The organism is Lysinibacillus sp. GW823-FHT02G10, assembly GCF_058797135.1.
Map to the genome: position 1 here is coordinate 594,852 of NZ_JBXAJI010000001.1, position 23,925 is coordinate 618,776.

General features: G+C 37.6%; 27 protein-coding genes and 1 pseudogene. 18 read left to right on the forward strand and 10 right to left on the reverse strand.

The window, feature by feature from the left end; all coding sequences use genetic code 11:
* Positions 1-115 precede the first annotated feature (115 nt).
* Positions 116-604: a metal-dependent hydrolase gene (locus AC1RFD_RS02935; protein ID WP_048390054.1), complete on the forward strand. Its 489-nt coding sequence runs from the start codon at positions 116-118 to the stop codon at positions 602-604.
* A 41-nt stretch (positions 605-645) separates the two neighbouring features.
* Here the strand turns inward: AC1RFD_RS02935 and AC1RFD_RS02940 are convergent, their stop codons facing one another.
* Entirely contained in the window at positions 646-1,467 is an 822-nt protein-coding gene (locus tag AC1RFD_RS02940; protein ID WP_082148098.1) for a squalene/phytoene synthase family protein, read from the reverse strand.
* 214 nt (positions 1,468-1,681) lie between these two features.
* Here AC1RFD_RS02940 and AC1RFD_RS02945 point away from each other — a divergent pair, with 214 nt between their 5' ends.
* The 5 genes from AC1RFD_RS02945 (at position 1,682) to AC1RFD_RS02965 (ending at position 4,772) form a co-directional block, all read left to right on the forward strand.
* Positions 1,682-2,416 carry an SDR family NAD(P)-dependent oxidoreductase gene (locus AC1RFD_RS02945; protein ID WP_004269367.1) on the forward strand — a complete coding sequence of 245 codons (735 nt, stop codon included), beginning with the start codon at positions 1,682-1,684 and terminating at the stop codon, positions 2,414-2,416.
* A 636-nt stretch (positions 2,417-3,052) separates the two neighbouring features.
* Entirely contained in the window at positions 3,053-3,889 is an 837-nt protein-coding gene (gene coaW, locus AC1RFD_RS02950; RefSeq protein ID WP_492474475.1) for a type II pantothenate kinase, read from the forward strand.
* Between the two features lie 126 nt (positions 3,890-4,015).
* A complete protein-coding gene (locus AC1RFD_RS02955) occupies positions 4,016-4,240 on the forward strand; it encodes a hypothetical protein (protein WP_004269369.1) in 225 nt (74 codons plus the stop codon).
* Positions 4,241-4,254: 14 nt separating this feature from the next.
* A complete protein-coding gene (locus AC1RFD_RS02960; RefSeq protein ID WP_004269370.1) occupies positions 4,255-4,386 on the forward strand; it encodes a hypothetical protein in 132 nt (43 codons plus the stop codon).
* A gap of 56 nt (positions 4,387-4,442) precedes the next feature.
* Positions 4,443-4,772 carry a DUF3889 domain-containing protein gene (locus AC1RFD_RS02965; protein ID WP_492474476.1) on the forward strand — a complete coding sequence of 110 codons (330 nt, stop codon included), beginning with the start codon at positions 4,443-4,445 and terminating at the stop codon, positions 4,770-4,772.
* Positions 4,773-4,807: 35 nt separating this feature from the next.
* On the opposite strand, the gene AC1RFD_RS02970 is transcribed toward AC1RFD_RS02965, so the two are convergent.
* The gene (locus AC1RFD_RS02970; RefSeq protein WP_004269372.1) at positions 4,808-5,362 is read right to left on the reverse strand and encodes a DJ-1/PfpI family protein; all 555 of its coding nucleotides are present in this window, start codon (positions 5,360-5,362) and stop codon (positions 4,808-4,810) included.
* Positions 5,363-5,529: 167 nt separating this feature from the next.
* Here AC1RFD_RS02970 and AC1RFD_RS02975 point away from each other — a divergent pair, with 167 nt between their 5' ends.
* From AC1RFD_RS02975 to AC1RFD_RS02995, 5 genes and pseudogenes are all read left to right on the forward strand, one after another.
* Positions 5,530-5,928: a MarR family winged helix-turn-helix transcriptional regulator gene (locus AC1RFD_RS02975; protein ID WP_004269373.1), complete on the forward strand. Its 399-nt coding sequence runs from the start codon at positions 5,530-5,532 to the stop codon at positions 5,926-5,928.
* Positions 5,929-5,933: 5 nt separating this feature from the next.
* On the forward strand, positions 5,934-7,124 hold the full coding sequence (locus tag AC1RFD_RS02980) for an MFS transporter (RefSeq protein WP_376747231.1): 1,191 nt from the start codon (positions 5,934-5,936) through the stop codon (positions 7,122-7,124).
* Positions 7,125-7,619: 495 nt separating this feature from the next.
* Positions 7,620-8,040 (forward strand): annotated as a pseudogene (locus AC1RFD_RS02985) (NUDIX hydrolase); the annotation flags it as partial.
* A 337-nt stretch (positions 8,041-8,377) separates the two neighbouring features.
* The gene (locus tag AC1RFD_RS02990; RefSeq protein WP_048390068.1) at positions 8,378-9,073 is read left to right on the forward strand and encodes a response regulator transcription factor; all 696 of its coding nucleotides are present in this window, start codon (positions 8,378-8,380) and stop codon (positions 9,071-9,073) included.
* Complete coding sequence (locus tag AC1RFD_RS02995; RefSeq protein WP_492474477.1) at positions 9,051-11,111, forward strand: HAMP domain-containing sensor histidine kinase; 2,061 nt, start codon at positions 9,051-9,053, stop codon at positions 11,109-11,111. The genes AC1RFD_RS02990 and AC1RFD_RS02995 overlap by 23 nt, the downstream gene beginning before the upstream one ends.
* Positions 11,112-11,206: 95 nt before the next feature.
* Here AC1RFD_RS02995 and AC1RFD_RS03000 read toward each other — a convergent pair whose 3' ends face one another.
* The 4 genes from AC1RFD_RS03000 to AC1RFD_RS03015 all read right to left on the reverse strand — a co-directional run bounded on the left by AC1RFD_RS03000 (position 11,207) and on the right by AC1RFD_RS03015 (position 14,111).
* On the reverse strand, positions 11,207-11,953 hold the full coding sequence (locus AC1RFD_RS03000; protein ID WP_492474478.1) for an amino acid ABC transporter ATP-binding protein: 747 nt from the start codon (positions 11,951-11,953) through the stop codon (positions 11,207-11,209).
* Positions 11,954-11,964: 11 nt separating this feature from the next.
* Complete coding sequence (locus tag AC1RFD_RS03005) at positions 11,965-12,621, reverse strand: amino acid ABC transporter permease (protein ID WP_066037703.1); 657 nt, start codon at positions 12,619-12,621, stop codon at positions 11,965-11,967.
* A 67-nt stretch (positions 12,622-12,688) separates the two neighbouring features.
* Positions 12,689-13,486: an amino acid ABC transporter substrate-binding protein gene (locus AC1RFD_RS03010; RefSeq protein WP_054550807.1), complete on the reverse strand. Its 798-nt coding sequence runs from the start codon at positions 13,484-13,486 to the stop codon at positions 12,689-12,691.
* A 232-nt stretch (positions 13,487-13,718) separates the two neighbouring features.
* Positions 13,719-14,111, reverse strand: a complete 393-nt coding sequence (locus tag AC1RFD_RS03015) for a ribonuclease HI family protein (protein ID WP_492474479.1) — start codon at positions 14,109-14,111, stop codon at positions 13,719-13,721.
* Positions 14,112-14,298: 187 nt separating this feature from the next.
* Between AC1RFD_RS03015 and AC1RFD_RS03020 the strand changes: the two genes are divergently transcribed.
* Positions 14,299-14,490 (forward strand): zinc-finger domain-containing protein, encoded by a 192-nt coding sequence (locus AC1RFD_RS03020; RefSeq protein WP_004269383.1) that lies wholly within the window; start codon positions 14,299-14,301, stop codon positions 14,488-14,490.
* A 66-nt stretch (positions 14,491-14,556) separates the two neighbouring features.
* On the opposite strand, the gene AC1RFD_RS03025 is transcribed toward AC1RFD_RS03020, so the two are convergent.
* Entirely contained in the window at positions 14,557-15,540 is a 984-nt protein-coding gene (locus AC1RFD_RS03025; RefSeq protein WP_004269384.1) for an SEC-C domain-containing protein, read from the reverse strand.
* Positions 15,541-15,767: 227 nt separating this feature from the next.
* The gene (pepF, locus tag AC1RFD_RS03030; RefSeq protein WP_492474480.1) at positions 15,768-17,582 is read right to left on the reverse strand and encodes an oligoendopeptidase F; all 1,815 of its coding nucleotides are present in this window, start codon (positions 17,580-17,582) and stop codon (positions 15,768-15,770) included.
* Positions 17,583-17,799: 217 nt separating this feature from the next.
* Between pepF and AC1RFD_RS03035 the strand changes: the two genes are divergently transcribed.
* Positions 17,800-18,240, forward strand: a complete 441-nt coding sequence (locus AC1RFD_RS03035) for a Dps family protein (protein ID WP_054550810.1) — start codon at positions 17,800-17,802, stop codon at positions 18,238-18,240.
* Positions 18,241-18,430: 190 nt separating this feature from the next.
* Complete coding sequence (locus AC1RFD_RS03040) at positions 18,431-18,868, forward strand: general stress protein (protein ID WP_048390084.1); 438 nt, start codon at positions 18,431-18,433, stop codon at positions 18,866-18,868.
* A gap of 115 nt (positions 18,869-18,983) precedes the next feature.
* On the opposite strand, the gene AC1RFD_RS03045 is transcribed toward AC1RFD_RS03040, so the two are convergent.
* Both AC1RFD_RS03045 and AC1RFD_RS03050 read right to left on the reverse strand, forming a co-directional pair.
* The gene (locus tag AC1RFD_RS03045; protein ID WP_319840173.1) at positions 18,984-19,340 is read right to left on the reverse strand and encodes a hypothetical protein; all 357 of its coding nucleotides are present in this window, start codon (positions 19,338-19,340) and stop codon (positions 18,984-18,986) included.
* A 136-nt stretch (positions 19,341-19,476) separates the two neighbouring features.
* Positions 19,477-20,376 (reverse strand): DMT family transporter, encoded by a 900-nt coding sequence (locus AC1RFD_RS03050; protein WP_004269389.1) that lies wholly within the window; start codon positions 20,374-20,376, stop codon positions 19,477-19,479.
* A 133-nt stretch (positions 20,377-20,509) separates the two neighbouring features.
* Here AC1RFD_RS03050 and AC1RFD_RS03055 point away from each other — a divergent pair, with 133 nt between their 5' ends.
* The 4 genes from AC1RFD_RS03055 (at position 20,510) to AC1RFD_RS03070 (ending at position 23,920) form a co-directional block, all read left to right on the forward strand.
* Positions 20,510-21,391, forward strand: a complete 882-nt coding sequence (locus AC1RFD_RS03055) for a LysR family transcriptional regulator (RefSeq protein ID WP_048390089.1) — start codon at positions 20,510-20,512, stop codon at positions 21,389-21,391.
* A gap of 71 nt (positions 21,392-21,462) precedes the next feature.
* Positions 21,463-22,137 carry a phosphopantothenoylcysteine decarboxylase domain-containing protein gene (locus AC1RFD_RS03060; protein ID WP_492474481.1) on the forward strand — a complete coding sequence of 225 codons (675 nt, stop codon included), beginning with the start codon at positions 21,463-21,465 and terminating at the stop codon, positions 22,135-22,137.
* Positions 22,138-22,239: 102 nt separating this feature from the next.
* Entirely contained in the window at positions 22,240-22,842 is a 603-nt protein-coding gene (locus tag AC1RFD_RS03065; RefSeq protein ID WP_066037708.1) for a TetR/AcrR family transcriptional regulator, read from the forward strand.
* Complete coding sequence (locus AC1RFD_RS03070) at positions 22,826-23,920, forward strand: DUF418 domain-containing protein (RefSeq protein ID WP_326140561.1); 1,095 nt, start codon at positions 22,826-22,828, stop codon at positions 23,918-23,920. The genes AC1RFD_RS03065 and AC1RFD_RS03070 overlap by 17 nt, the downstream gene beginning before the upstream one ends.
* The last annotated feature ends 5 nt before the right edge of the window (positions 23,921-23,925 follow it).

Consider the following 23,925-nt stretch of genomic DNA (forward strand, 5'->3'; position numbering starts at 1 on the left):
ATACAATCAGAGAGGAAAAAAGTTTCGAGCGTACGTTCGGAATGTATGTTCCCTTTTGTGTCGAATTATGTTACATTAAGAAGGAAAAATAAGAGAAAAGGAGTGGAAGTAATTTATGCAAGGGAATACCCATATCGTTGGGGGCATTACAGCAAGTCTTGCCTTTGCACAGTTTTCAAATGATAACCCACTTGTCTTAGTTGGTGCGGGGGTTATTGGTGCGTTACTTCCAGATATTTGTCATAGAGGTAGTAAAATAGGTCGAACATTTCCCCTCATCGCGAAGCTAGTGACTACAGTATTTGGACATCGTTCCTTTACACATAGTTTGTTGTTTTTAATAAGCATGATGGTTTTATTACATATGTTAATTCCCTATCGAGCGATATCTATTGGAGTAATTATCGGGATGGCTAGTCATATCATACTTGATATGTGTACAAAAAAAGGGGTTAAACTATTTTTCCCTGCAACTGTCTCCATTCGTTTTCCACTTACAACGAAAACTGGTAGCAAGGTAGAAGGTATCGTACTGATGTTGTTATCGATGCTATCCATCTATTTCAGCTATGAATTAATTGTAAGATTTATTGATGCGATATAAATAAGAAAAGCCCCAGTAATCGTTTACTGGGGCTTTTCATGTTAGTCTGCCTGTACCTCTTCAACAGTTTGCTCTACCTCAGCACGAGTCATTTTTTCTCGTCCTTCTTGCATTGCCTTTAGTGTTTTGTGCGCTAAGGCAAGTGGTAGGCGACAGAATAGCAGAATAGTACGTTTATTGATATCCTTCATATATAAATCTGCTTTGGCTAAATTTTCTTCTGCATACGCAAATAAATCCTCGCGTGTCCATCCCTCTGGTACGAAACTTACACCACGTTCATCTAAATCCTCATGCTGATTACGTAAGATGTTGACAGCCTGCAATCCACGGCCATAGCCTATTGCTAGCTCGCGATCCGTTTGAACGCCTGCACCCCATGCCCAAAGCTCAGACAGCATCGTCCCTACAAGCCCAGCCACGTAGTATGTATAATCGTCTAAATCCTCACGTGTGCGGACCTGCCAATTCGCCTTTGCCCATTTTGCCATCCCAAAAGCCATTTCACTTGTGGAAGCCTGTACAATTTTTCTGGATTCCTCAGGGCAAAATGTCAGCCAATCTGCTAAACGAAGGGATACTTCAGGTAATAGCTCTGCATAAGGTGCAAGTAATGACTGATAGGCTTCGTTATTGAAATTGTCCTTTAGTAATTCACTCGTAGCTGACAGTAAATCAAATTTTACATCATTAGAAAGTTCTTCATGGTCTTCAATTTCATCAATAGCACGCATTGCTAAATAGGCTGCAGCCACTGATATCTTTAAATCATTTTTTAAAAATGTAATAGGTATATAAAACGTGCGGCTTGTATCTTTCAAAACCTGCATCGCTTCTTTGTAAAGTCTTTTTTGCTCGTTCACTTGTATTCCTCCGTTCAAATGGTTCCACATCTATAGTATATCGTATCGTAAAAATAGGGAAAGATAAAACAGATTGTTCATATTTAGAGAGATATTCTTTGAAAACGTTTCCTAAAAGTGATATAGTTTAATAGTAAACTATTTAAGCTTATACTTTCTTTGTGGACGAAAGTATAAGTTAAACCACATTACAGAAGAGAGGAAGTTTAGAAAAATGGGACGTTTAGATAACAAAATTGCGATGATTACTGGTGGCGCATCTGGTATGGGTGCAGCAATGGCGAAATTGTTTGCCCAAGAGGGTGCTACGGTAATTGCAGCTGATATTAATGAAGATAACCTAGCAAAAATTTCTGAGCTTGACCATGTAGAGGGGATGAAATTAGATGTTTCCTCTGACGAAAACTGGGCAGAAGTGACGAAAGCCATTGTGGAGAAATATGGTCGCATTGATATTTTAATTAACAATGCTGGTATTTCATCCGAAAAAGGGCCAGATCAAATTACACAAGCGGATTGGTCAATCATGCATAATATCAATGCCTTTGGACCTTTCCTGGGCATTAAACATGCCTCTAACTATATGAAAGAAGCTGGGAAAGGCTCTATCGTTAATACATCCTCTTACACTGCAATTATTGGCGCTGGCTTTAATGCCTATACAGCCTCTAAAGGATCTTTACGTGCGATTGCTCGTGCAGCGGCATCAGAGCTTGGTGCTTTCAATGTTCGTGTCAATACAGTATTCCCTGGTGTCATTGAAACACCAATGACTGCTAAATTATCAGAAGCAAAAGAAGCAATGGATATGTTAGTAAGAGCAACACCAATGGGTCGCCTTGGCCAACCAGAAGAAGTAGCGAATGCTATTTTATTTTTAGCATCTGATGAAGCTTCTTACATTACAGGTGCCGAGCTTGTCATTGATGGTGGCTATTCAGCACGCTAATTAATCGTTTTAGGAAAGTGAAAGTGCCTGTTCAAGCAGTGCATTTTCACTTTTTTTTACATTTCAAGATTTAAATAGTGGAACGTCCGATTTGGACTCTCCCATCACTATTTCATGAACCACCCAAAGCGCCTTAATATGATAGGCATCGTGCATAGCTAATCTCTTCATTTCAAGCACTAATGAGTGCTCTCCTGGAATCTGTTTATATAAATCTTCATATTCCGCTTTAGAATATTCGTTAAATTTCAAAAACAGCATTATGCTTTAACAAAGCTTTATTTTTTTAGTAGAATGATAATAAAGCTTTAGAAATGCATTAAAATTCAGCTATCATATAGAAAAAATTTGATATTTTCCATGATTTTTTCATGAAAGTTTACGAAGTTATTGCACAATCATTTCAACAGCGTTAAAGTTTAGAAAGGGCGAAAATGTCATTACACAATTTGGGGGATTGTACTGAGCGTTTAGCTTTTGTACGAACAAATTAATTGGTCAGGATTTTGGCACACAAAACTCCTTGCAAAATCCTTCGTACCAAAGAGGGCATGTACTTTAATAGTTGCCTTAATCTTCGCGTAAACTGCAATCATTATATGACAAAGTTGCGTAATAAAAACAAAGGAGAATTGTATGCCAAAGGCTATAGGTATTGATGCAGGCGGCACATTGACAAAGGTTGCTTATTTAGATCAACACAATGAACTTGTTTTAACAACCTTTCCGTCTAATGATCTGCAATCTGTAAAAAAATGGATTATCGATCATCCAGATATTGAGGATATTGGTGTTACGGGGGGACGTACAGAGCAATTACTTGATGTCATTAAACCAATGAAATCGATTCATTATATAGTGGAATTTGAAGCAACATTAAAGGGTGTCCGATTTTTACTAAATAAAGAAGGCTACTTTTTTGAGCGTAGCATGATTACCAATATCGGGACAGGCACTTCCATTCATTACATGGAGGGCAATACCCATATTCGCGTTGGCGGGACAGGCGTTGGTGGTGGGACGTTAATTGGATTGTCAGCGCTTACAACAGGGATTACAGATTACAATGAAATACGAGAAATGGCTGACAAGGGCCATCGTGAGAGCATTGATTTATTAGTTAAGGACATTTATCAGGGCATGGATACACCTATTGATGGTCATTTAACTGCAAGTAATTTTGGGAAAGTAGGCATTACCCAGTCCATGAAACATCCTGCAGAGGATATTATAGCGACGGTTCAGGGTCTAGTAGGTGAAGTTATTACCACGCTTAGCATTCAATATGCGGAAGAAAAAAAGGCTCAGCATATTGTCTATATTGGATCAACTCTCAGCAATAATGCTCATCTTGCCCGTGTGATTGCAAATTATACACGTACGAAAAAGCATACACCTGTCTTTATTAACGATCATGGTTTTTCAGGCGCTGTCGGAGCATTGCTGAACATTACAGAATATACAATTGTCTAGGGACGAAATATGAATGAACATGACTAATACATATTAGTCATGTTCATTTTTTTACAATTAGCGAAGAAACTGACCTACATAGTAACGCCTCAATTTGAACAAATTATGTGCAGGAGGTGATGTTACGTGGGGAAACGTAATAATCGAAATAACAGTAAAACCATGAATATGCGAACGCATAATCCTTTTGGTACTTACAAAAGTAAGGATCTTGATCGAAGTAATAGCAATAACAACAATCCGAATGACAACTTAAACGAAGAATTCGCAGCAGAATTTGATGCAAAAGCTAAAAATAAAAACAATAAAACGAATCATGATAAAAACCAGCAGTCCAATAAAACGAAATAACGGAGGTACAAATCATGGCAAAAAAGAGAAAAACAAGCTTTAAAAAGAAAAAGAAGGAAGATACACATAAAAAGAATGATCGTGAAGAGTACTCAGCAGAGTTTAACCAGGTCATTCATAATAACCCTCAACAGCCAAAGCAATAAAGACAAGCTGCTCCAAAGCTTTTTGGAGCGCTTATTTTTTTAAAGGAGTGATTCAAGTGAGGAAGTTATATTTACTTGGGATTGTGCTTGTTTGTCTTACTGTGTTCATACAAACAGCAATGGTCGCAAATGCACAACAAGAAACACCTCCAGCCTATGCCAAATGGGGACAAATGGCCATCAAAGAGGTAAAGGCAAAATATCCTTCAGCCAAAATTATCGATTATTTGCATGAGGGTAAAGAAGTACATGGGGCGTCAACAATCGAAAAGTTTAAGCTTTGGCTCAAGCAACCCGATAAGGAATTTTGTGTCTATGTAAGAATTAGTTATCAAAGTGCAACACAAAAGGTAGAAAAAATTGAATTACAAGAAAGCACGTCATGAAAAAAAGGATGCCCAGAAAAGGCATCCTCATTCATTTAATTTTCAAGCTTTTGAATAAACGCACGCATCAAGCCTGGCAAATCAGGCCATGCATGTCCACTTACTAAATTGCCATCTGTATGAAGATTGGCATCAATATAAGTAGCGCCAGCCACTTGCACCTCTGGCTTGCAAGCAATATAGGCTGTCAGCTCACGTCCTTTTAGCACTTCAGGAATCGTTGCGAAAATTTGTGCCGCATGACAAACGGCTGCAATCGGTTTATTCGTTTCGAAAAAGTGGGATACGAGTGATGGCACATGCTCATTCAAACGAATGTATTCTGGCGCACGACCACCAGGAATAATCAATCCATCAAAATGGGTTGGATCAACATCAGCAAAAGAAGCATGTGCCTCTAAACCATAGGCAGGTCGCTCGATGTATGTATCGACGCCATCTACAAAATCGTGTAGTACAGTTTGTAATTTCTTAGCTGATGGTGCTGCAATTGTGACATCATAGCCTGCCTCAAGACAACGATAATAAGGATAAAAAATCTCTAAAGCCTCTACGGCATCTCCTGCAAGTATTAAAACTTTTTTCCCCATGATTCCATCTCCTTTACATTGAAAGTTTATTAACTTTTATTCGACACATGCAAAAAATTTCCTGCTGCTGGTCAAGCCATCTTGGCAAATTACTTCCTTTACAAAGAAAAAAATGAAGCGTATAGTATTTATTTAGCTAGGTAAATAATTTTAGGAGGTAGATAGTGATGAATCCAATTTTCCATGCTTTATTCCAAAAAAATCGCTATTTAACTAATTGCTTAAATGAAGTGCTGAAGCAGCATCATTTATATAGTTCTCAGTGGACCATTTTATATTGCTTACATAAAAATGGACCGATGACACTGACGCAAATTTGGAAATATTTAAATGTGGAAGCGCCAAGTATCACCAGGGCGATTACAAGGCTTGAGGCATTGGGCTGGGTACAACGATTAGATGGTGAGGATAAACGAGAAAAGATAGTGACTTTATCCACACAAGCAGAGGAGCGCCTACCAGCCATTACAGCGACTATTCGAGCGTTTGAGGAGGAAATGGTAGGTTCTTTAACTGCCGAAGAACAAGAGCAATTTTTGAAGCTATTGGAAAAAATGAAAGGTTGATGGACATGCAGCAAGAAGAGAATACACAAATATGGACGAAGCGTTTCATTAGTCTATTTTTAACGAATATCTCAGTTTTTTTTGTATTTTATGGACTTGTAACGACTTTGCCGCTTTATGCAATAGGGGAGCTACATCAGACAGATAAGGAGGCAGGGCTTCTATTGTCTGGCTTTTTATTGTCAGCTATCATTGTACGCCCGTTTTCAGGAAAACTGTTGGATGTATTTGGTAAGAAAAAACTGTTAGTCCTCTCAATCGTGGGCTATTTTATATGTACCGTCTTATATTTATTTATTCATCCATTCGGCCTTTTACTTGGTCTACGTTTTATACAAGGGATTTTCTTTAGTATTATTACAACAGCTGCAGGATCTTTAGCAGCTGATATCGTTCCAGCTAAACGAAAAGGAGCAGGCCTTGGCTATTTCACGATGTCTACAAATCTAGCTGTCGTTATTGGTCCATTTATCGGACTATTATTAATACAATATAGTACCTTTAACGTATTGTTCATCGTTATGAGTATCTGTATTCTAGCAGGAGGAATTCTAGCGTTAACGGTCAATACTGATGATTTACCGAAACCTGCACATGAAGGAAAACTAACCTTTAAATTTGATGATCTGTTTGAGCGAAAAGCGTTACCTGTTGCTGCGATTGCTAGTTTAGTAGCCTTTTCGTATGCCAGTGTTTTATCCTTTTTATCGGTCTATGCACAGCAAAAGGATTTAATGGCTGTGGCCAGTCTTTTTTATGCGGTGTTTGCTGCATCCATGTTAATTACGCGTCCGTACACAGGTAAACTTTATGATACGAAGGGACCACAATTTGTTATTATTCCCGGCATTATCTCCTTCGCCATCGGGCTCGTTATGCTCGCTTTTGTAGAGGGGCCCGTATTATTTTTGAGTGCTGCTATTTTTGTAGGTTTCGGCTATGGTGCTGTGACGACAAGCTTGCAAGCATTAGCCGTTCAATCCACAGCCATCCAGCGAAGTGGCTATGCTACAGCAACCTATTTTACGATGTTTGACCTTGGAATCGCACTAGGTTCTTATATTTTAGGAATGGTAGCCGTGCAGGCAGGCTATGCTTCAGTTTACTTGTCAGGTGCAGGCTTACTAGGGGTTGTCTTTATTATTTATCTATTACGACTTGCAAAGATGAAACCGAAAAAAATAGTGAATATATAGTAAAACAGTTGGGCCTGTCCCAACTGTTTTTATGATTATAGGCAATCATGTAGCGTGGCCGTTTTAGACCAAAATATGGTATAATAAGAGAGTAACTAGATAGAGGTTTCATGGGCGGTTGGCACAATATTAACCTATCTCATTCAACTTATGGAAGAGAAAGGAGTTGATGCCTTTGACTATTTTTGAAGCAATAATGGTTGCGATAAGTCTTTCAACACTTATTGTTTCTGTACTTGCATTGTCATTTACTTTTACACAAAAAAAGTAAACCGCCCCTGCCTCGCCAGCATGTGAGATGGTTTACTTTCATCACTTTGCAAATCGCCTTTGAAGCGATTCATCTTGTTACTAGGACCATTGGTGTTCCAGCACCAATGGTCTTATTTACTTATATACATCTTCACTAAGAATTATAACATGGATAAACGGTTTTTTTCAAATAATGTAAATTTAATTGTCATTGATTACAATAATTTTTGGGAAACAAAATATATGGAACCTAAATGGCTTGAGTGGGCAAAACAGCCACAATCAATTGCACAGGCAGGACTAACTTATTCGAAGGATATTTATGACTTGGAAAGGGTTTGAATCATTAAGAGAAATAAGCGTTGGCATTATAGCACACCCTACAGATATCGATAAGACAGTTATACGTGATTTATTTGCTAATGAGACGGGTTATGCGACCCCAAAAATAGATATTCGGGCGGTGGTTTTTAGGGACAATAAAATATTAATGGTTAAAGAAAAAATGGATGGTGATTGGTCATTACCAGGTGGCTGGGGCGACATCGGCTTTACACCTAGTGAAGTAGCAATCAAAGAAACGAAAGAAGAATCGGGATTTGATGTAAAAGCAATCAAACTCATAAGTGTATTTGATAAGAAGTGCTACCCTCAGCCACCATCTCAATGGCTAGAAATACCGAATCACAAGTAAAATTAGCTTTTGGTCATTTAAATAATCTACATTTACCTACCTATTTTGATTGAAATCTCAGGCTGAATAATATGAAATGTATATTTGACGATTAAAGGAGAGCCGCTCAAACCAGCTCTCCATTTTTTATTGTATTCCTCAATTTTTCCGAATTTGTATTTGACATGAAGTGTGCATAAAGGAAAACACTAAGAAAATCTTAAGAATTGATGTCTGAGTTTGTTAAGATTTAATTAGTATTATATCCTTATACGAATCCTATAGGGGTGATTGACATGAACCTAAAGCGGTGGAGGAGTGAATGTAGTTGAACATTTTGATTTGTGATGATGATAAAGAAATTGTTAGGGCGATTAGCATTTATTTAGAAAATGAGGGCTATCAAGTATTCAAAGCTTACAATGGGATAGAGGCAATCGATCTTATTCGAGATCACATTATTCATCTTATTATTATGGATATTATGATGCCCAAAATGGATGGGATTACGGCGACGATGAAGATTCGGCAAGATAATATGATTCCGTTAATTATGCTTTCTGCTAAATCAGAGGATTATGATAAAATACTGGGATTAAATATCGGAGCAGATGATTATATGGCCAAGCCGTTTAATCCATTAGAACTTGTGGCTAGAGTGAAATCGCAGCTCAGAAGGTATACGACCTTTGGAAGTCTTGAGAGGAGTAGTGCTGTATTTCAAACGGGTGGTCTTGTGATTGATGATGAACAGAAAATCATTACTGTTGATAAACAAGAGGTTCATTTGACACCAGTGCAATATAAAATCTTAAAGCTTCTCACAGCCAATGCTGGAAGAGTATTCACGATTGAAGAAATTTATGAAAAGGTATGGAATGTCAGGGCTATTAATCCTGAAAATACGGTTTCGGTTCATATTCGAAAGATTCGAGAAAAAATTGAAATTAATCCAAAAGAGCCGAAGTATTTAAAAGTTGTATGGGGAGTTGGGTATAAGGTTGAGAAAGTTGAGAAGTATTAGTCATGCACTTATTACGAAAGTAGTTGTGTTTCTAATTGCTGTCGCTTGTTTAACTGGTATAGCGAGAGTAATGATTAACATGGAATTTAATGAGATTCATCTTAGTAGTATAAATCAAGATAACTATTTTGAAAGTCGAGCATTCGCAGATGAAAGTTACAGCATTATTGCTCCTTTAGCGCAATTAATCGGAAAATACAAAAGTGAAGAATATATTTTAAGTGGGAAGACACTAACAGAAGAGGATAATAGAAGAATCGAAGAGGAATTATATTATGATTTTCGCAATTCTTACAGATATAATCCTAATTTGAGTGAAGAGGAAAATAAGCACATCTATCAGGAAAAATATGCAAAAGACATTGCTAGAACAAAAGAAGAAAGTATGACAGAACAGGTAAGAAATTTTTATCAATTACGCAGTTCGCTCGAAGCCTATGAAGGAATTGTGTTTTATGCGAGTGACGGTGAACATAAGTTCTCCAATAGTGATCTCACAAAGAAAGAGCAATTTGAATCCTTTGATGCCTATATGTTATTTGAAGATTATCAACAAAAACTTTACCCAAATGAAGTGAAAGAAAGTCAATACTTGGATTACTTTACACACGAAGTTAACATGTTGAACCCACAAACAGATGTTATTTATGTGGGGTTTAAAAATTCTTACCTACAGCAAAAAATATCGGAATGGGAAAAAGATAAAGCGGCTGCCCAAGGTTTTCTGAATGAATGGATAGTATTTCTAGCAGGGTTTATTTTATGTTTTGTGTATTTAATCATAGTTATTGGAAGAACGCCATTTGATAAAGAAGAAATTCATTTCCATGTCATAGATAAACTTTATAATGATCTTAATATTGTGCTTATCGGTTGCTTAACAGCGATGTGGATCGCCATGATTGTTGAAGTCTTCCGTGATATGTACATGTTCTTCACCGTGCCTATTTTTATCATTGGCTTACTATTGATTTTATCACTCGTAAAGCATATTAAAAATAGAACGTTATTTCAGCATACACTCCTCTATCAACTTTTCAAAAAGCTATTTATTTTGCTGAAACATGTTTTTGACAGTGGCAGTACAGGCGTCAAAATTGTGCTGCTAATTATTGGCTATCCATTAGTAGTAGCGGCTACGTTTTTCATGTTTCCTATTACGATGGGGATTGCTGCATGGTTGGCAATGAGAAAGGTGAAGTCGTTTAACCGCATTAAAGAGGGCGTAGAGCAAATTAAAAATGGAGATCTTCATCATCGAATTGAAGTTGACGGAAAAGGGGAGTTTAATCAACTTGCAGAAAATATTAATCGTATTACAGATGGGTTAAAAAAGGCAGTGGATAGTGAAATCAAGAGTGAGCGTTTAAAAACAGAACTTATTACGAATGTTTCGCATGATATTAGAACGCCTTTAACGTCAATTATTACGTATGTTGATTTATTGAAATTAGAAAACGATCCTAAAATGATTGAAGAATATGTAGATGTGTTAGATCAAAAATCGAAAAGACTCAAGCTTTTAACGGATGATTTATTTGAAGCGGCTAAAGCATCAAGTGGTAGTATACCTGTTCAGTTAGAACGGATTGATATCGTCTCATTACTAACGCAAGGAATTGGAGAAATGGATGAAAAAATTGAAGCCTCGTCATTAGATTTTAAGTTAGCCCATCCAACAGAAAAAGTGTATGTGAAGGCTGATGGTAAACTCCTATGGCGTTCCATCGAAAACTTATTCTCGAATATTTTTAAATACGCACTGCCTACATCAAGGGTATATATTGGTGTTGAAGACGTAGGGAATGAAATACTTGTGACATTTAAAAATATTTCAGCATATGAATTAAATATTTCAGTTGATGAGTTAATGGAACGCTTTAAACGAGGTGACGAATCAAGATCAAGTCAAGGTAGCGGATTAGGGTTGTCGATTGCTGAAAGCCTTATTCACATCCAGAATGGCAAATTCTTAGTTCAAGTAGATGGTGATTTATTTAAGGTCATGATTTACCTACCGAAATTTCCAAATGAATAATGTAATAAAGGAATAGGATACATGCGAGTCCTATTCCTTTTGTGTACGTAAAGAAGATAAAAAAAGAGAGCGGCATAAGCCAACTCTCCCTTAACTTAGTTAAAATTCTTTTGTAAAAATGCCTTTGTACGGTCGTTTTGAGGGTTTGTAAAGAAGTTGTCTGGATGATCGGATTCGATAATTTGACCACCATCCATAAAGACGACCTTGTTTGCTACCTCTCGTGCAAAGCCCATTTCGTGTGTTACCACAATCATCGTCATCTGATCCTCTGCTAGGCTTTTCATAACCTTTAATACTTCGCCTGTCAGCTCAGGATCTAAGGCAGAGGTAGGCTCATCAAATAATAAAATTTGAGGATTCATCATAAGGGCACGTGCAATTGCTACCCGCTGTTTTTGGCCGCCAGAAAGATTAGCTGGATAAGCCTTGGCCTTGTCGGCAAGACCGATTTTTTGTAGTAGATCTTGACAGCGTTTTGTAATGGCTTCTGCCGATTCTGCTTTTAATAAGCTTGGTGCCATTTCAAGGTTTTGCTGAACGGTTAAGTGGGGGAACAGGTTAAAGTGTTGAAAGACCATTCCCATTTTAGCTGTGATTGCTTTGATGTCTTGTGGCTTTGTATATCGACCATCTTGCACTAAATAATCGCCATCTACTACAATACTGCCACCATCGATTTCTTCTAAATGTATTAAGCTTCGAAGCATTGTACTTTTCCCAGATCCAGAGGGACCGATAACTGCAATGACATCATTCTTCTCTACCGAAAATGTAATTTGTTTCAGAACCTCCACCTGATCGAAAGATTTCTTCAAATTTGTTACTTCCATTAATGCCATATGTGTCACCTCTATTCGAATTTAAAGCGTTTTTCTAGCCATTTAAAGAACACCGTCAAGACAAGGGTCATGACTAAGTAAATTGCACCAGCAATAAAGAACGGTGTAATTGTGAAGTCACGATTGACAGCTGTTTGCGCAAAATGTAGTAATTCTGGAACAGCAACTGCATAAAGTAGGGCTGTATCCTTAATTAGTGTAACGGATTCATTTGATAAAGCGGGTAAGGCGACACGAAACATTTGTGGCAAAATAACACGTGTCGTCGTTTGCCATTTGGATAAGCCGAGTACCTGGGCTGCCTCATATTGTCCTTTATCGATGGCAAGAAGACCACCACGGAATATTTCTGCAAAGTAGGCAGCATAATTTAAAATAAAGCCAAGACATGCAGCTACAAAACGATCCAATACTAAATATTCACCGATTACTGGCAGCATAGGTAGACCAAAGCAAATTAATAATAATTGTAGTAATAGTGGTGTACCACGCATGATATAAATATACGTATGTGCAAGCCAAGCGAGTGGTTTTATCCGACTTTTTACGGTGAGTGTTAGTAAAAAGCCAAATGGAATCGATACCAGAATGGCAATGAAGAACAGTAAAACTGTCATTTTTGCTCCTTCTAGCATCGGTAATATCATAGTTTGCCAGTAATCCGCCATAACGATGTCCCTCCAAAAAGAGTAAGAGTTCCGCTAAGGAAACTCTTACAGTTGATGTATCCTGTCATTATTTTAATACTTTATCTTCACCGAACCATTTTGTTGAAATGTCAGCCGCAGTACCGTCTTCATTCATTTTGTCTAACGCGGCTTGTAGTTTTTCTAATAAGGCTTCATTTCCTGGTTTCACACCAATACCGTATTGCTCAGGTGCGAGTGATTCCTCTAATAATTTGAATGTGTCAGGCTCTTGTGTCATGTAATATTCTGCAACTACAGCATCAATTACCACAGCATCAACACGGCCTGTTTTTAAGTCTGATAATGCTAAAACATTATCCGCAAATTCTGTAATTTTTTTCACTTCTTTGTGAATTGGATTACCGTTTAATGCATCGGCTGCAGAAGAAAGGGATTGAATACCTACTTCTTGTCCAGCTAAATCACTTAGCTTCGTAATCTTTGAATCTGCCTTTGTTATCACAACTTGAGAGTTTTCAAGATAAGGCTTTGTAAATAAAACCTTTTCCTTACGTTCATCTGTAATGGTATAACCGTTCCAAATTAAATCAATACGTCCACTTAATAATTCAGCCTCTTTTGTTTTCCAATCGATTGGTTGGAATTCTGCTTCAACGCCCATATGCTCTGCTGCAGCGCGAGCTAAATCAATATCGAATCCAACGATGTCGTTTTTATCATCGCGGAAGCCCATTGGTGCAAATTTATCGTCAATTCCGATAATAATTTTTTCTTGATCTGCTGCTGTTTCGTCTTTTTCTGCTGTCTTTTCTTTTGAAGTACCGCATGCTGCTAAAACGATGACAGCTGTCAGCATCATAAATAAAGTCAATACACGTTTCATTTTAGTTTCCCCCTATAATCTAACGCTTTCGTTTGCTAAACTACTAATGTGTTAAAGGATAACATCGTACTCTAACAATGTCAATATCGTTTTCGATTAATCAGAAAATGAGCGGCGTTATCTAGCATTTTTTTGAATATCATAAAATTATGAAATTGGGGGATAGTAAGTAACTAAAGAATAGGGAAAAGAAAAAGGGACTGCTCCAATAGAACAGTCCTGTGAAATGAGGCTAGCCATTTTTGCTTTGGATTGCTTTTCGTGCCAAGGCATCGGCCGCTTTGTTTTGTGAGTCGGGCACCCATTTGATAAAGAATAAATCAAAGCTAGTGGCAAGCGCTAAAGCTTTTTCTAAATAAGGTTTAAATTCCTCATTTTTCACATATTCTTTTTCCATAGAAGCAACAACGATTTTGGAATCTGAACGCACCGAGACAAGAGGGGAGCCTAGCTTTTGTGCTTCTTCAAGAGCACGAACCAATGCCGAAAATTCAGCAATATGGTTGTTTGTTTCCCCAATATACTCGCTGATTTGGATCTGGTGACCTTCACCTTTAATAAATATTCCTATACCACTTGGCCCGGGATTTCCTGCACTGGCAGCATCTATATAAACCTCTAACATATCATCCCTACTTTGCGTTTTGACTTCTCTATAATTGTACAACAAGGCTATGGGCAAAGCATCCTTGTGGGGCAATTCGTGTTTGAAAAAAATACGTTGGAAGTAAACAAAATAGTTGCTTGTTGAAATTGAACGCTTCATAATAGTAGGAAGTGAATTTTGGACGTGAAAGGAGCGAGAGTTCAACATGGATAAAGTGACGGTTATGAAGGATATTGATGAACTGCATGATACGTATTGTTCGGATTGCTTAGTGATTAAGCAATTACGTAAAGAACGTGGTAAACCAGGGGCTCATCGTTTCTGCATTGAAGCCTGTTCAGTTGGAGAAAAGCTACAGTTCCTAGGGGAAGAACTTTTAAAAGTTTATAGCAAATAAACACATGAGAAAAAGCTACATGTATTAGCAAAACGCTAGTACATGTAGCTTCTTTAATTGTCAAGATTATTTCGTTTCAGCATAGCTGCTTAGATCTTGGTAATACTTTGTAAGAGAGGAAGCCGAAATATCGAATGTCGCAGCGATTTCTTTTACCGTCATAGAAAGGGACTCAAACAGCTCCTTTTCCTGACCGTAACGAATAGCACCAGCTGCAATGGCCGCTTCTTTACGCGCAGTCGGTTGACCTTCAATTAAATAGTCTTCTAAAAGCTCAAGCATCGGTGCTGTTTCACGCTCATTTTGCTCTAGGAAGTCTTTTACTTGTGTCAGGACATTGCTCTCAAAGTTTGAAAATTCCTCACCTTTATAGCCATTTGATACTAATAACTCCCAAAATGCTAGGTGCTCTTCTTTTAAGAAGGAGCCAACCTTCTTCTCTGAAGCCTCAAAGCGCTTCTTAAATTCTTCAAAGACCTTCGCATGATCCTCTGGGAAGAAAATCAGTGTAGACACAGCTAAATAATGAGCCGATTTCTTCGTGCCATCTGGTAAAATGAAGGCAAATACATGCATACCTTCAGGAATCGGTTTGTTATTTTCACGTCGAATATAAAGTTCATCATTTGTAAGTATATGATTAGCCTTGAAATATTTTTCCTCAACAACAGACACCGTACCAATAAATAAAGTAGGCTGAGACCAATCTTCAAGTACTTTGACTGTAGAAGGTCTTACCGCTTTTTTCTTCGTTTTCTTCAAATAATTTTTCCAAATAGATGGCTCTTGATGGAAGAAAAAGTCGTCTAAAGCGATGGCTTCAATAAGCTCTCGCTGTAAAACGCTCTCTAATTTAGGCTGCCATGTGCCCACATGCTCAATATAGGCACGAACATCTTTACGTTCTGGATATTCTAAGTAAAATGTTTGTAGCACACGCTCTAATTCTTCGATTTGTACTGCTTCCACTGTTACTTGTTGTTTGCCTTCACAACATTTTTTATATTTTTTGCCGCTACCGCATGGGCATGGATCATTACGTTTTACCATAATTAGAACACTTCCTTTAATCATTGTTAATCGTATATTGCTAAATAATTTGCGTACTCTTAATAATAACGGTACTTTTGTATGAAGAAAAATGATTGTCTATTTTGAAATATCTAAAAAATATAGAGGGACGCCCTGATTCTAGTATATGTACGTATTTTTATACTTAGAACTAAAAAAAGAAAACGATCAATACCTTGAATAGGCAGGACCGTTTTCTAGTTAAATTATTGCTGAACCGCTTCGATTTCCACTGTTAGACGTTCAAGCTCATCAATTAAATGGCCAATGTAGGCAATTGTATCACGAAGTGGTTGGTCAGTCGTAATATCAACACCAGCCATTTGCGCTAACTCCACTGGTGATTTTGTACCGCCAGCCCGAAGAACTGCTAGCCAATCTTCAACAGCTGGAGCGCCCTCTTTTAAAATACGTTGAGACACTTGTGTGGAGATGGTTAACCCTGCACTATATGTGTATGGATAAAGGCCCATATAATAGTGCGGCTGACGCATCCATGTGAGTTCAGCACCTTCAGAAATAGCGACTGTATCGCCCCAGAAATCTTCCAACACGGAACGTTTTAATTGATTGAGGATGGTTGCATTAACTGCTTCTCCAGCATCAATTAATTCATATACTTTGCGTTGATAGGCAGCTTCTAGTAAATGTGTAACAAAGTTATGATAATATGTTTTCGCTACAATATTGGAAATTACCCAACGTTTAAAGCGTAGATCTTCATTATGTGTTAGTAAATAATTTGCTAACAGCATTTCATTCATTGTCGATGGCGCTTCAATAAAGTATAGAGATGGACGACTATTAAGATAAGATTGATGTTCATACGTATTTGCAAAATGCCCAGCATGCCCTAGCTCATGAATAAGTGTAAAGACTTCATTCATTTGTTCATTCCATGACATTAAAATATAAGGATGGCTACCATACGGGCTTGAACAAAATGCCCCTGTAGATTTTCCTTTGTTTGGCGCATAGTCTATCCAACGTTCATTAAAGGCTCTCTCCATTAATTGATTATAGTCATTACCCATAACGGCTATAGCCTTTTCAACATATTCTTTTGCCTCAGCCATCGATAATCTTGGATCATAATCAGGGTCAAGTGCAATTTTTAAATCTGCAAATGTCATTTGGTCGATTCCGTTGGCTTTTTGAATTAACGTTGCATAGCGACGCATATGTGGGGCAAGCTCTTTTGTAATTAAATCAATTTGACGATTATAAAGTGAACGATCGACATCCTGATCAAATAGTAAATAATCAATGACAGAATTAAAGCCTCTTAGGTCAGCCATTGTTTTTTCTTGTTGAATATGTGTGTTATATACTTGTGCCGTTGTATGCTGGTAATCGCGTAGCTTGCTTGAAAAGGCTTGAAAGGCAGCACGGCGTACATCTGTATTTGCTTCAAACTCCCAGTCATTTTCGTACAGCACAAAGCTAAGAGGATGCTTTTCGCCATTGGCTTCAAATTCGCCAAAATCCATGTCCACTAATTTTGTCGTATTGTACGTTTTATATGGCGCGTCAAATGTGGCACTGAAGGCTGCCAGCGCTTTTTCCACTTCAGGATGGAGCTGGTGTGGTTTTCGTTTTAATAATTCCTCTAGATATCGTTTGTAAAGAGGGCTTAATGTCGCTGCTTCTTGTAAAACAGCTTCATCCAATGCCAGTAACTCGCTGCGCACGAAGGATAGTGCACTGCTGACTTTTCCGATAGCTGTACCAAACTTTGCCGCACGCATTTGTGCTACATCATTTGTGCGATCTGTCTCAAGATTTAAGCTTGCATATGTGCCAATCGGAACAAACTTTTTTTGTAGCTCTTCAAAGGCTGTTAACACGTCGATTACTTTTTGTGCATTTGTAATCGTACCTTTGTATTGTTGCTCGAAGCTAAGTGCATCTTCCACTAATTGTGCTAAGGTAGGTTCAAAATCAGCCTCATTGCTCAATAAATCTGTTAAATCCCAAGTTTCCTCTACTGCAACATCTTTTCGTAATGGTAAAACTTTCATTTATGGACACCCCTTTACATATAAGTGATTTCATTATAACGAAACTATTTCGGAAAGTGAAATAATTTCATAGAATAGTTGAAATATTCTTACTCTAAATCGTTTCTCATGAAGGATGTTTGAAATATTGTCGGTCGGGAACAATGAGTGTATAGCCAACATCTTTTATTACTCATACTAATGGCTAGAACAAGACATATTGGAGGAGAAATTGATTATGACACAAAACTTAAACAAACAATTAAATAAGCTAGTGGCGACGTGGTCTGTGCTTTATACAAAGCTACACAATTATCATTGGTATGTCACAGGTCCAGCCTTCTTTACACTGCATGCAAAATTTGAAGAGCTATATAATGAAACAACATTGAATTTAGATGAAATAGCAGAGCGTATTTTATCAAAGGATGGCAAGCCAGTGGCAACATTAAAAGAGCATCTAGAGCTATCCTATGTAGATGAAGCAACAGGTGAAGAAACGACAGAGGACATGGTTGCAACGACAATCTCAGATTTCCAAAAGCTAATGAAAGCTTTAAATTCTACAATGGAGCTAGCCGCAGAAGAAGGAGACGACCGTACAGAGGATTTACTCAATGCCATGTATCAGTCTCTTGAAAAGCATACATGGATGTTAAAGGCCTTTCTTGACAAGTAAAAATTGACAATTTGCATGCTGAAGAAGAAATTCTCTCCAGCATGCTTTTTTTCTGCCCTGAACTTATTATGTCAAATCAGCAACGTAGTTTAAGGCAATTTAACAATTATTACAGTTTAGTAAAATGGGTTTGTTTGTGTGTAGTGCGGGTAATTACCTAGTAAGCCATACAACATAGGAGGAATTGAACATGATGAATGAACAAAATCCAAAAATTGAGGTGGCCCATACAAGGGATGAAATGCTTCACATTTTAGAGAATATGCGAATGGAAGGTTATCACCAAGACGATATTCATATTATTGCGAGAGATCCCCAACAGTTTGAGGATGTAAAATGGGATGCCGATGTGCAAACGCATGAGGCTGGAAATTGGGTAGATCAATTTAAATCTTGGTTTACAGGCGACTCAGCCGTTACAGAGGGTTTAAAACGATTTAATCTGTCAGAGGGACAAATCGCTTACTATGCGCATCTTGTAGAACAAGGAAGTATTGTCTTATATGCAGAACATGAGGATGACGTCGATACACTCCAAACATATCCAGAGACTGCTGAAGAGCAAGAGGAGCGTTTAAGAAATCAACAGCGTATGGCAGAAGCAGAGCAATATAGAAGATTTTTATAATGAATCAAACTAACGAGATATGACTATTCCTTGCTAGTTTGAATATAGACAAAGTCGATTGTTTCGACTTTGTCTATTATTTTATCTAGCATTTCTTGAAAAGAAGGGCTATTTTTTAAATGCCATCTTTATATTTAGAAATGTTATTTTTCGTATTTAGTATTGAGAGAATAGGATCACTTGTTTTCTTTTTAAAAGGTTGCGAAAGCAGGTCTTGTAAATTAGTAGATTCTCTCATATCAAGGCTTTGTTTGGTTTCCATGAGGAGAACCCTTTGTCCTGTTGGTTTGACAAGGTATTGACGTACATAGCCATTTTCGTATCTGACCTCAATTTTCGATTTGTTCTTTTTTTCGTCTTCCTCTTCACGGCCACCGACATGTCTCATTAAATCCAGTAGGTTTTGTGTTTGAATTGGTTGATTATCCTTGGTTGGTAAATAATATGACGTATGTAAGGTTTGAATTTGCATGTATGAATCTCCTTTATTTTCGTCCCTGTAAAAGTTATACTATTTTACATGTAATCGTGCTATAAATTCAATACATAGTAGAAAAGGAAGCTTGAGAAATAACTCTCAGCTTCCTTTTTTATTCATATGCACTATATTATTGTATGACTTTTTCCTGTGCATCCTTTTTCATAAAACGTAATACATGGAAATGCTCTAATTGTGCTACTAAATTCCCTATAAGAATGAAGCTGCCACCAATCATTAATTTCATTGTTATGCCTTCTCCGATAAACATCATGGCAAACATAGCGGCAAAAATTGGTTCTAAGGAGAATATAAGACCTGTATGTGTAGCAGAAGTATACTGTTGTGCAACAGTTTGACCAACAAAGCAAAACGCACTACAGATGATGCCAAGCCCTAAAATAGCAATCCAGGATATCGCTGAATTTGGCATTGTTGGTGTTTCGAATAGAAAGGTTAACACAAGTGCATAAATTCCAGCAAAGCCAAGCTGATAAATTCCGTATGAAATGGACTCTACATTTCGTGTGAATGAGCTATTTAAAAGTAAATAAATTGAATAACATAACGCAGCAATTGCTACTAATAAATCACCTTTATGGAATGTGAATGAGCCGTGTGCTGTTAAGACGGTAATACCAATCATGGTACAAATGATCGCAAAGCTAACTGCTCGAGAAGGTAATTTTTTTTCAATAAAGCTGCTGAAAATCGGCACTAACACGACCGTTAGGCTCAAGATGAAGCCAGCATTTGAAACAGAAGTAGATTGTAAACCAAATAAACTTAACGCGAACACAATGAATAATAAAAATCCTTGAATAGCCGCATATTTTAATGTTTTACCATTTACTTTGATCATCCGTTTGTAAAAAATAAGTCCTGCTACAAAAAATGCGATGATACAACGTAATGCCACCACATTATAAACTGCCAACGTTTCTAGCCCCATGACCATAAAGGTATAAGAGAGCCCCCAAAACATTGTGACAATAACCATCAATACATTTGCTTTTCCTTGGATACTCATTATGTTCACCTACCATCTGTGTACTAAAACAGTTTTATACTAAAAATTACTATATATCTTGTATTGTGATTAGTAAAACGAATGTTTATAATGAATAGGATTAAAAAAATTCATGTATATAGAGGGATTGCGGATGAGCTTAGTGAAATATGAGATTTTAACAAAGGTGGCAGAGGTGGCAAGCTTTACAAAAGCAGCTGATGCGCTAGGGTTAACACAATCTGCTGTGAGTCATGCCGTGTCGAGTTTAGAAAAAGAGTTTGGCTTTGCGCTCATTCATCGAAGTCGTGTGGGTGTGACATTAACGAGTGAGGGACAAACAATGCTAAGGGCAATGCGTCAGGTTTTGGATGCTCAGGAATTATTGCAACAGGAAGCAGCTCACATTCATGGCGTGACACGAGGTAAGGTTCGAATTGGTGTGATATCGAGTATTTCTTCCAATTGGATGCCAGAAATTGTTCGAATTATGGATAATCAATTTCCAGGGATACAGGTGGAGTTACGAGAGGGAGATTACTATGAAATTGAACAATGGCTTTTAAGTGGTGAAGTAGAAGCAGGATTTTTGAATGGTCAAAAGTCAGAGCAATATCAGTTCACTGAGCTCCAACAAGACCCATTATTATGTATTGTTTCGGATAAAAGTCCATTGTTTGATAAGACAGAAATTGATATCGTAGATTTAGAGGATATGCCATTTATTATGACTTCCTATAAAGGGACAAATGATGTCAAGGTGCTATTAGAGCAATATCATGTTAAGCCGAATATCCGCTTTGAGCTTTCCGAGGAGGTAGGGATTCTTTCCATGATTTCTCATCATTTAGGGATCAGTATTTTACCTCAGTTGGTTATTCAAAATTTACCGCCAACATTGAGAGCGATTCCGTTAAAGCAAGGTGGCTACCGAACGATTGGTATTGCCATGAAACACCATGCTTCGCCCGTCACAAAGAAATTTGCAGAGATATTAAGTGCTTGGCTAAAAGAACAAAACAGCTCCCTAAAATAGTGGCTATTGAAGCCTATCCTTACATTACGTTAAAATAGTATTTGTATATATTTCAGAAAATAGGTGAGTGTATGTGGACATTACAGGGCAAAACCGTACTCATTACAAGTGGGGGAACACTTGAAAAATGGGATCGTGTACGAGGTCATACGAATTTATCAAAAGGCACAATGGGGTGTTATTTAGCAGAGGCGGCGCTGGCTGCTGGCGCTAACGTAGTATACATGCATGGTTACTTTGCACAGCTCCCAGAAAACCAAAATGATATGACATTGATACAATTTGAAGGCATAGAGGATTTAGGACAAAAGGTGCGTCATGCAGTTCAACAACAACATGTCGATATCGTTATTATGGCGGCTGCGGGCTCTGATTGGGTCATTGACAAAGTATATGATCAATCAGGTAATTTAATGGAGGAAACGGGGAAAATGCCTTCTGACGAACCACCTATTATTCATTTTAAAAAAGCACCAAAAGTATTAGGTCAAATTAAGGGATGGCAACCGAATGTAACGTTAGTAGGCTTTAAGCTCGAAGCAACGAATGATGAGGAATTCTTGTTAGCTCGTGCCAGACTGCGTATGGAAACAGCCAATGCACAATTTATGGTAGCAAATAGCTCTCAGTCTTTATATGGGGGGGATGAACCTCATTGGATTGTACCTGCTGATGGACAGCCTCTTAAAGTAATGGGCAAGCAAAAAACAGCAGAAGCTTTAATGATGTATTTACAAAATCAATAAATGTGAACTGTGTAGAGAAATATTTCTACACAGTTTTTTCTTGTCTAAAAGGTTAGCATCCTATAATATTTACTTAACGGTCGGTAAAAAAGGAGGGTAATAATGGGAAATAAAGAACAAACTTTTCACAAAATTATAGAAATTGCTTATGGGATGTTTGCGGAAAATGGATTTGAAAAAACAAGCTTAGCAATGATTGCTACAGAGGTCGGTATTTCAAAACCAGCCATTTACTATTATTTTCAATCAAAGGATCAATTAATCGCTTTCATATTTGATGAATTGTATAAAGAAATTCAACATGATGTTGCTGTGGATTATAAAGAGCTTTCTTCTGCTAATTTTAAGGAGGAATTACTTAAGCTAGGCTATAAATCTATTGAGGCACAGGACAAGGACCCTTATTTTAATAAAATATTTAATCAATATGTACTATTAGCGGCCCGCGATGAAAACTATAAAAGACAATTAGTAGAGCTAGAAACCAGCTTTTTAACGAGCTTTGTTGCTATCCTACGATATGGCGTACAGCTAGGCGTGCTAGAGGATACTCCCCATATAGAAGCGAAGGCACAAATGCTAGCCCTCGTCTATGATAATATCGGTAATTTCATGTTAACAGGCAACCAATTGAACTATAGGGCTATTTGGAAGGAGGCTGTACATAGCGTTATCCAAGGGGGCAAAGATGACAAAAAGAAATGATGATCGGCGCATTGAAGGTCTTGATTTTGCAAGAGCTCTCGCCATGCTTGGCATGTTCATTGTCAATTTTGGCGTCATAACAGGTTCTACAACGAATGGTTCAACATGGTTAATTGCCTTCCAACATCTTTTCGAGGGACGTGCTTCGGCCGTATTTGTCATGCTAGCAGGAATAGGGACAGCCTTAATGACTCGTCAGGCTAGAGAGAGTAAGGACCCAATCCTTCTTCGTCAAAATCGACTTACTTTGTGGAAGAGGGCGCTTTTGTTATTTACGATAGGGATAATTTTATATGCAATCGGCTGGACAGGAGATATATTACATTATTATGGCGTGTATATGTTTGTTGCTGCTTGGTTGATTGCCCAATCCAAGAAAATGATGATCTTCATAATCGGTGCCATCCTTATCCTTTCACAATGGCTTCAAATTCAATTTAGTTACCTTGCTGGTTGGCATCCAACATATGTGCTACTAGAGTATCTTGATTTTTGGACACCAGCAGGATTTATAAGAAATTTGATGTTTAATGGCTATCATCCACTATTCCCCTGGATTTGCTTCTTTCTGATAGGTATGGTAATGGGCACATTAGATTTAACAAATCATACATTAAGAAAAAACTTACTGGTGATAGGTTTATTGTTAGTCATCATGACTGAGACTTGTTCAACGTTATTCATTAAGATGACAACCATTCATTTATTAGATGTAGAGAGTGCATTGTATTTATTTGATACAGGACCGATTCCACCGAATATGATGTATGTCCTATCTAATTCGGCTTCGGCTATTGTCATCATTGTTGGCTCCATCTATCTTGTAGAGACATGTAAAAATAAAGTTATTCAATCTTTCATATTAACAGGACAAATGTCTTTAACGCATTATGTTGGCCATGTTGTTATAGGCATTGGAATACTAATTATTTGCCAAAAGCTGGAGAACCAAACACTTGCTTTTTCCATGCTGTATGCCTGCTGTTATTTTTTAGGATGTGTCGTTGTTTCTGTATGGTGGAGGACTAAACATCATCGAGGCCCACTTGAATTCATGATGAGGAAATGGAGCTTGTAATAAAT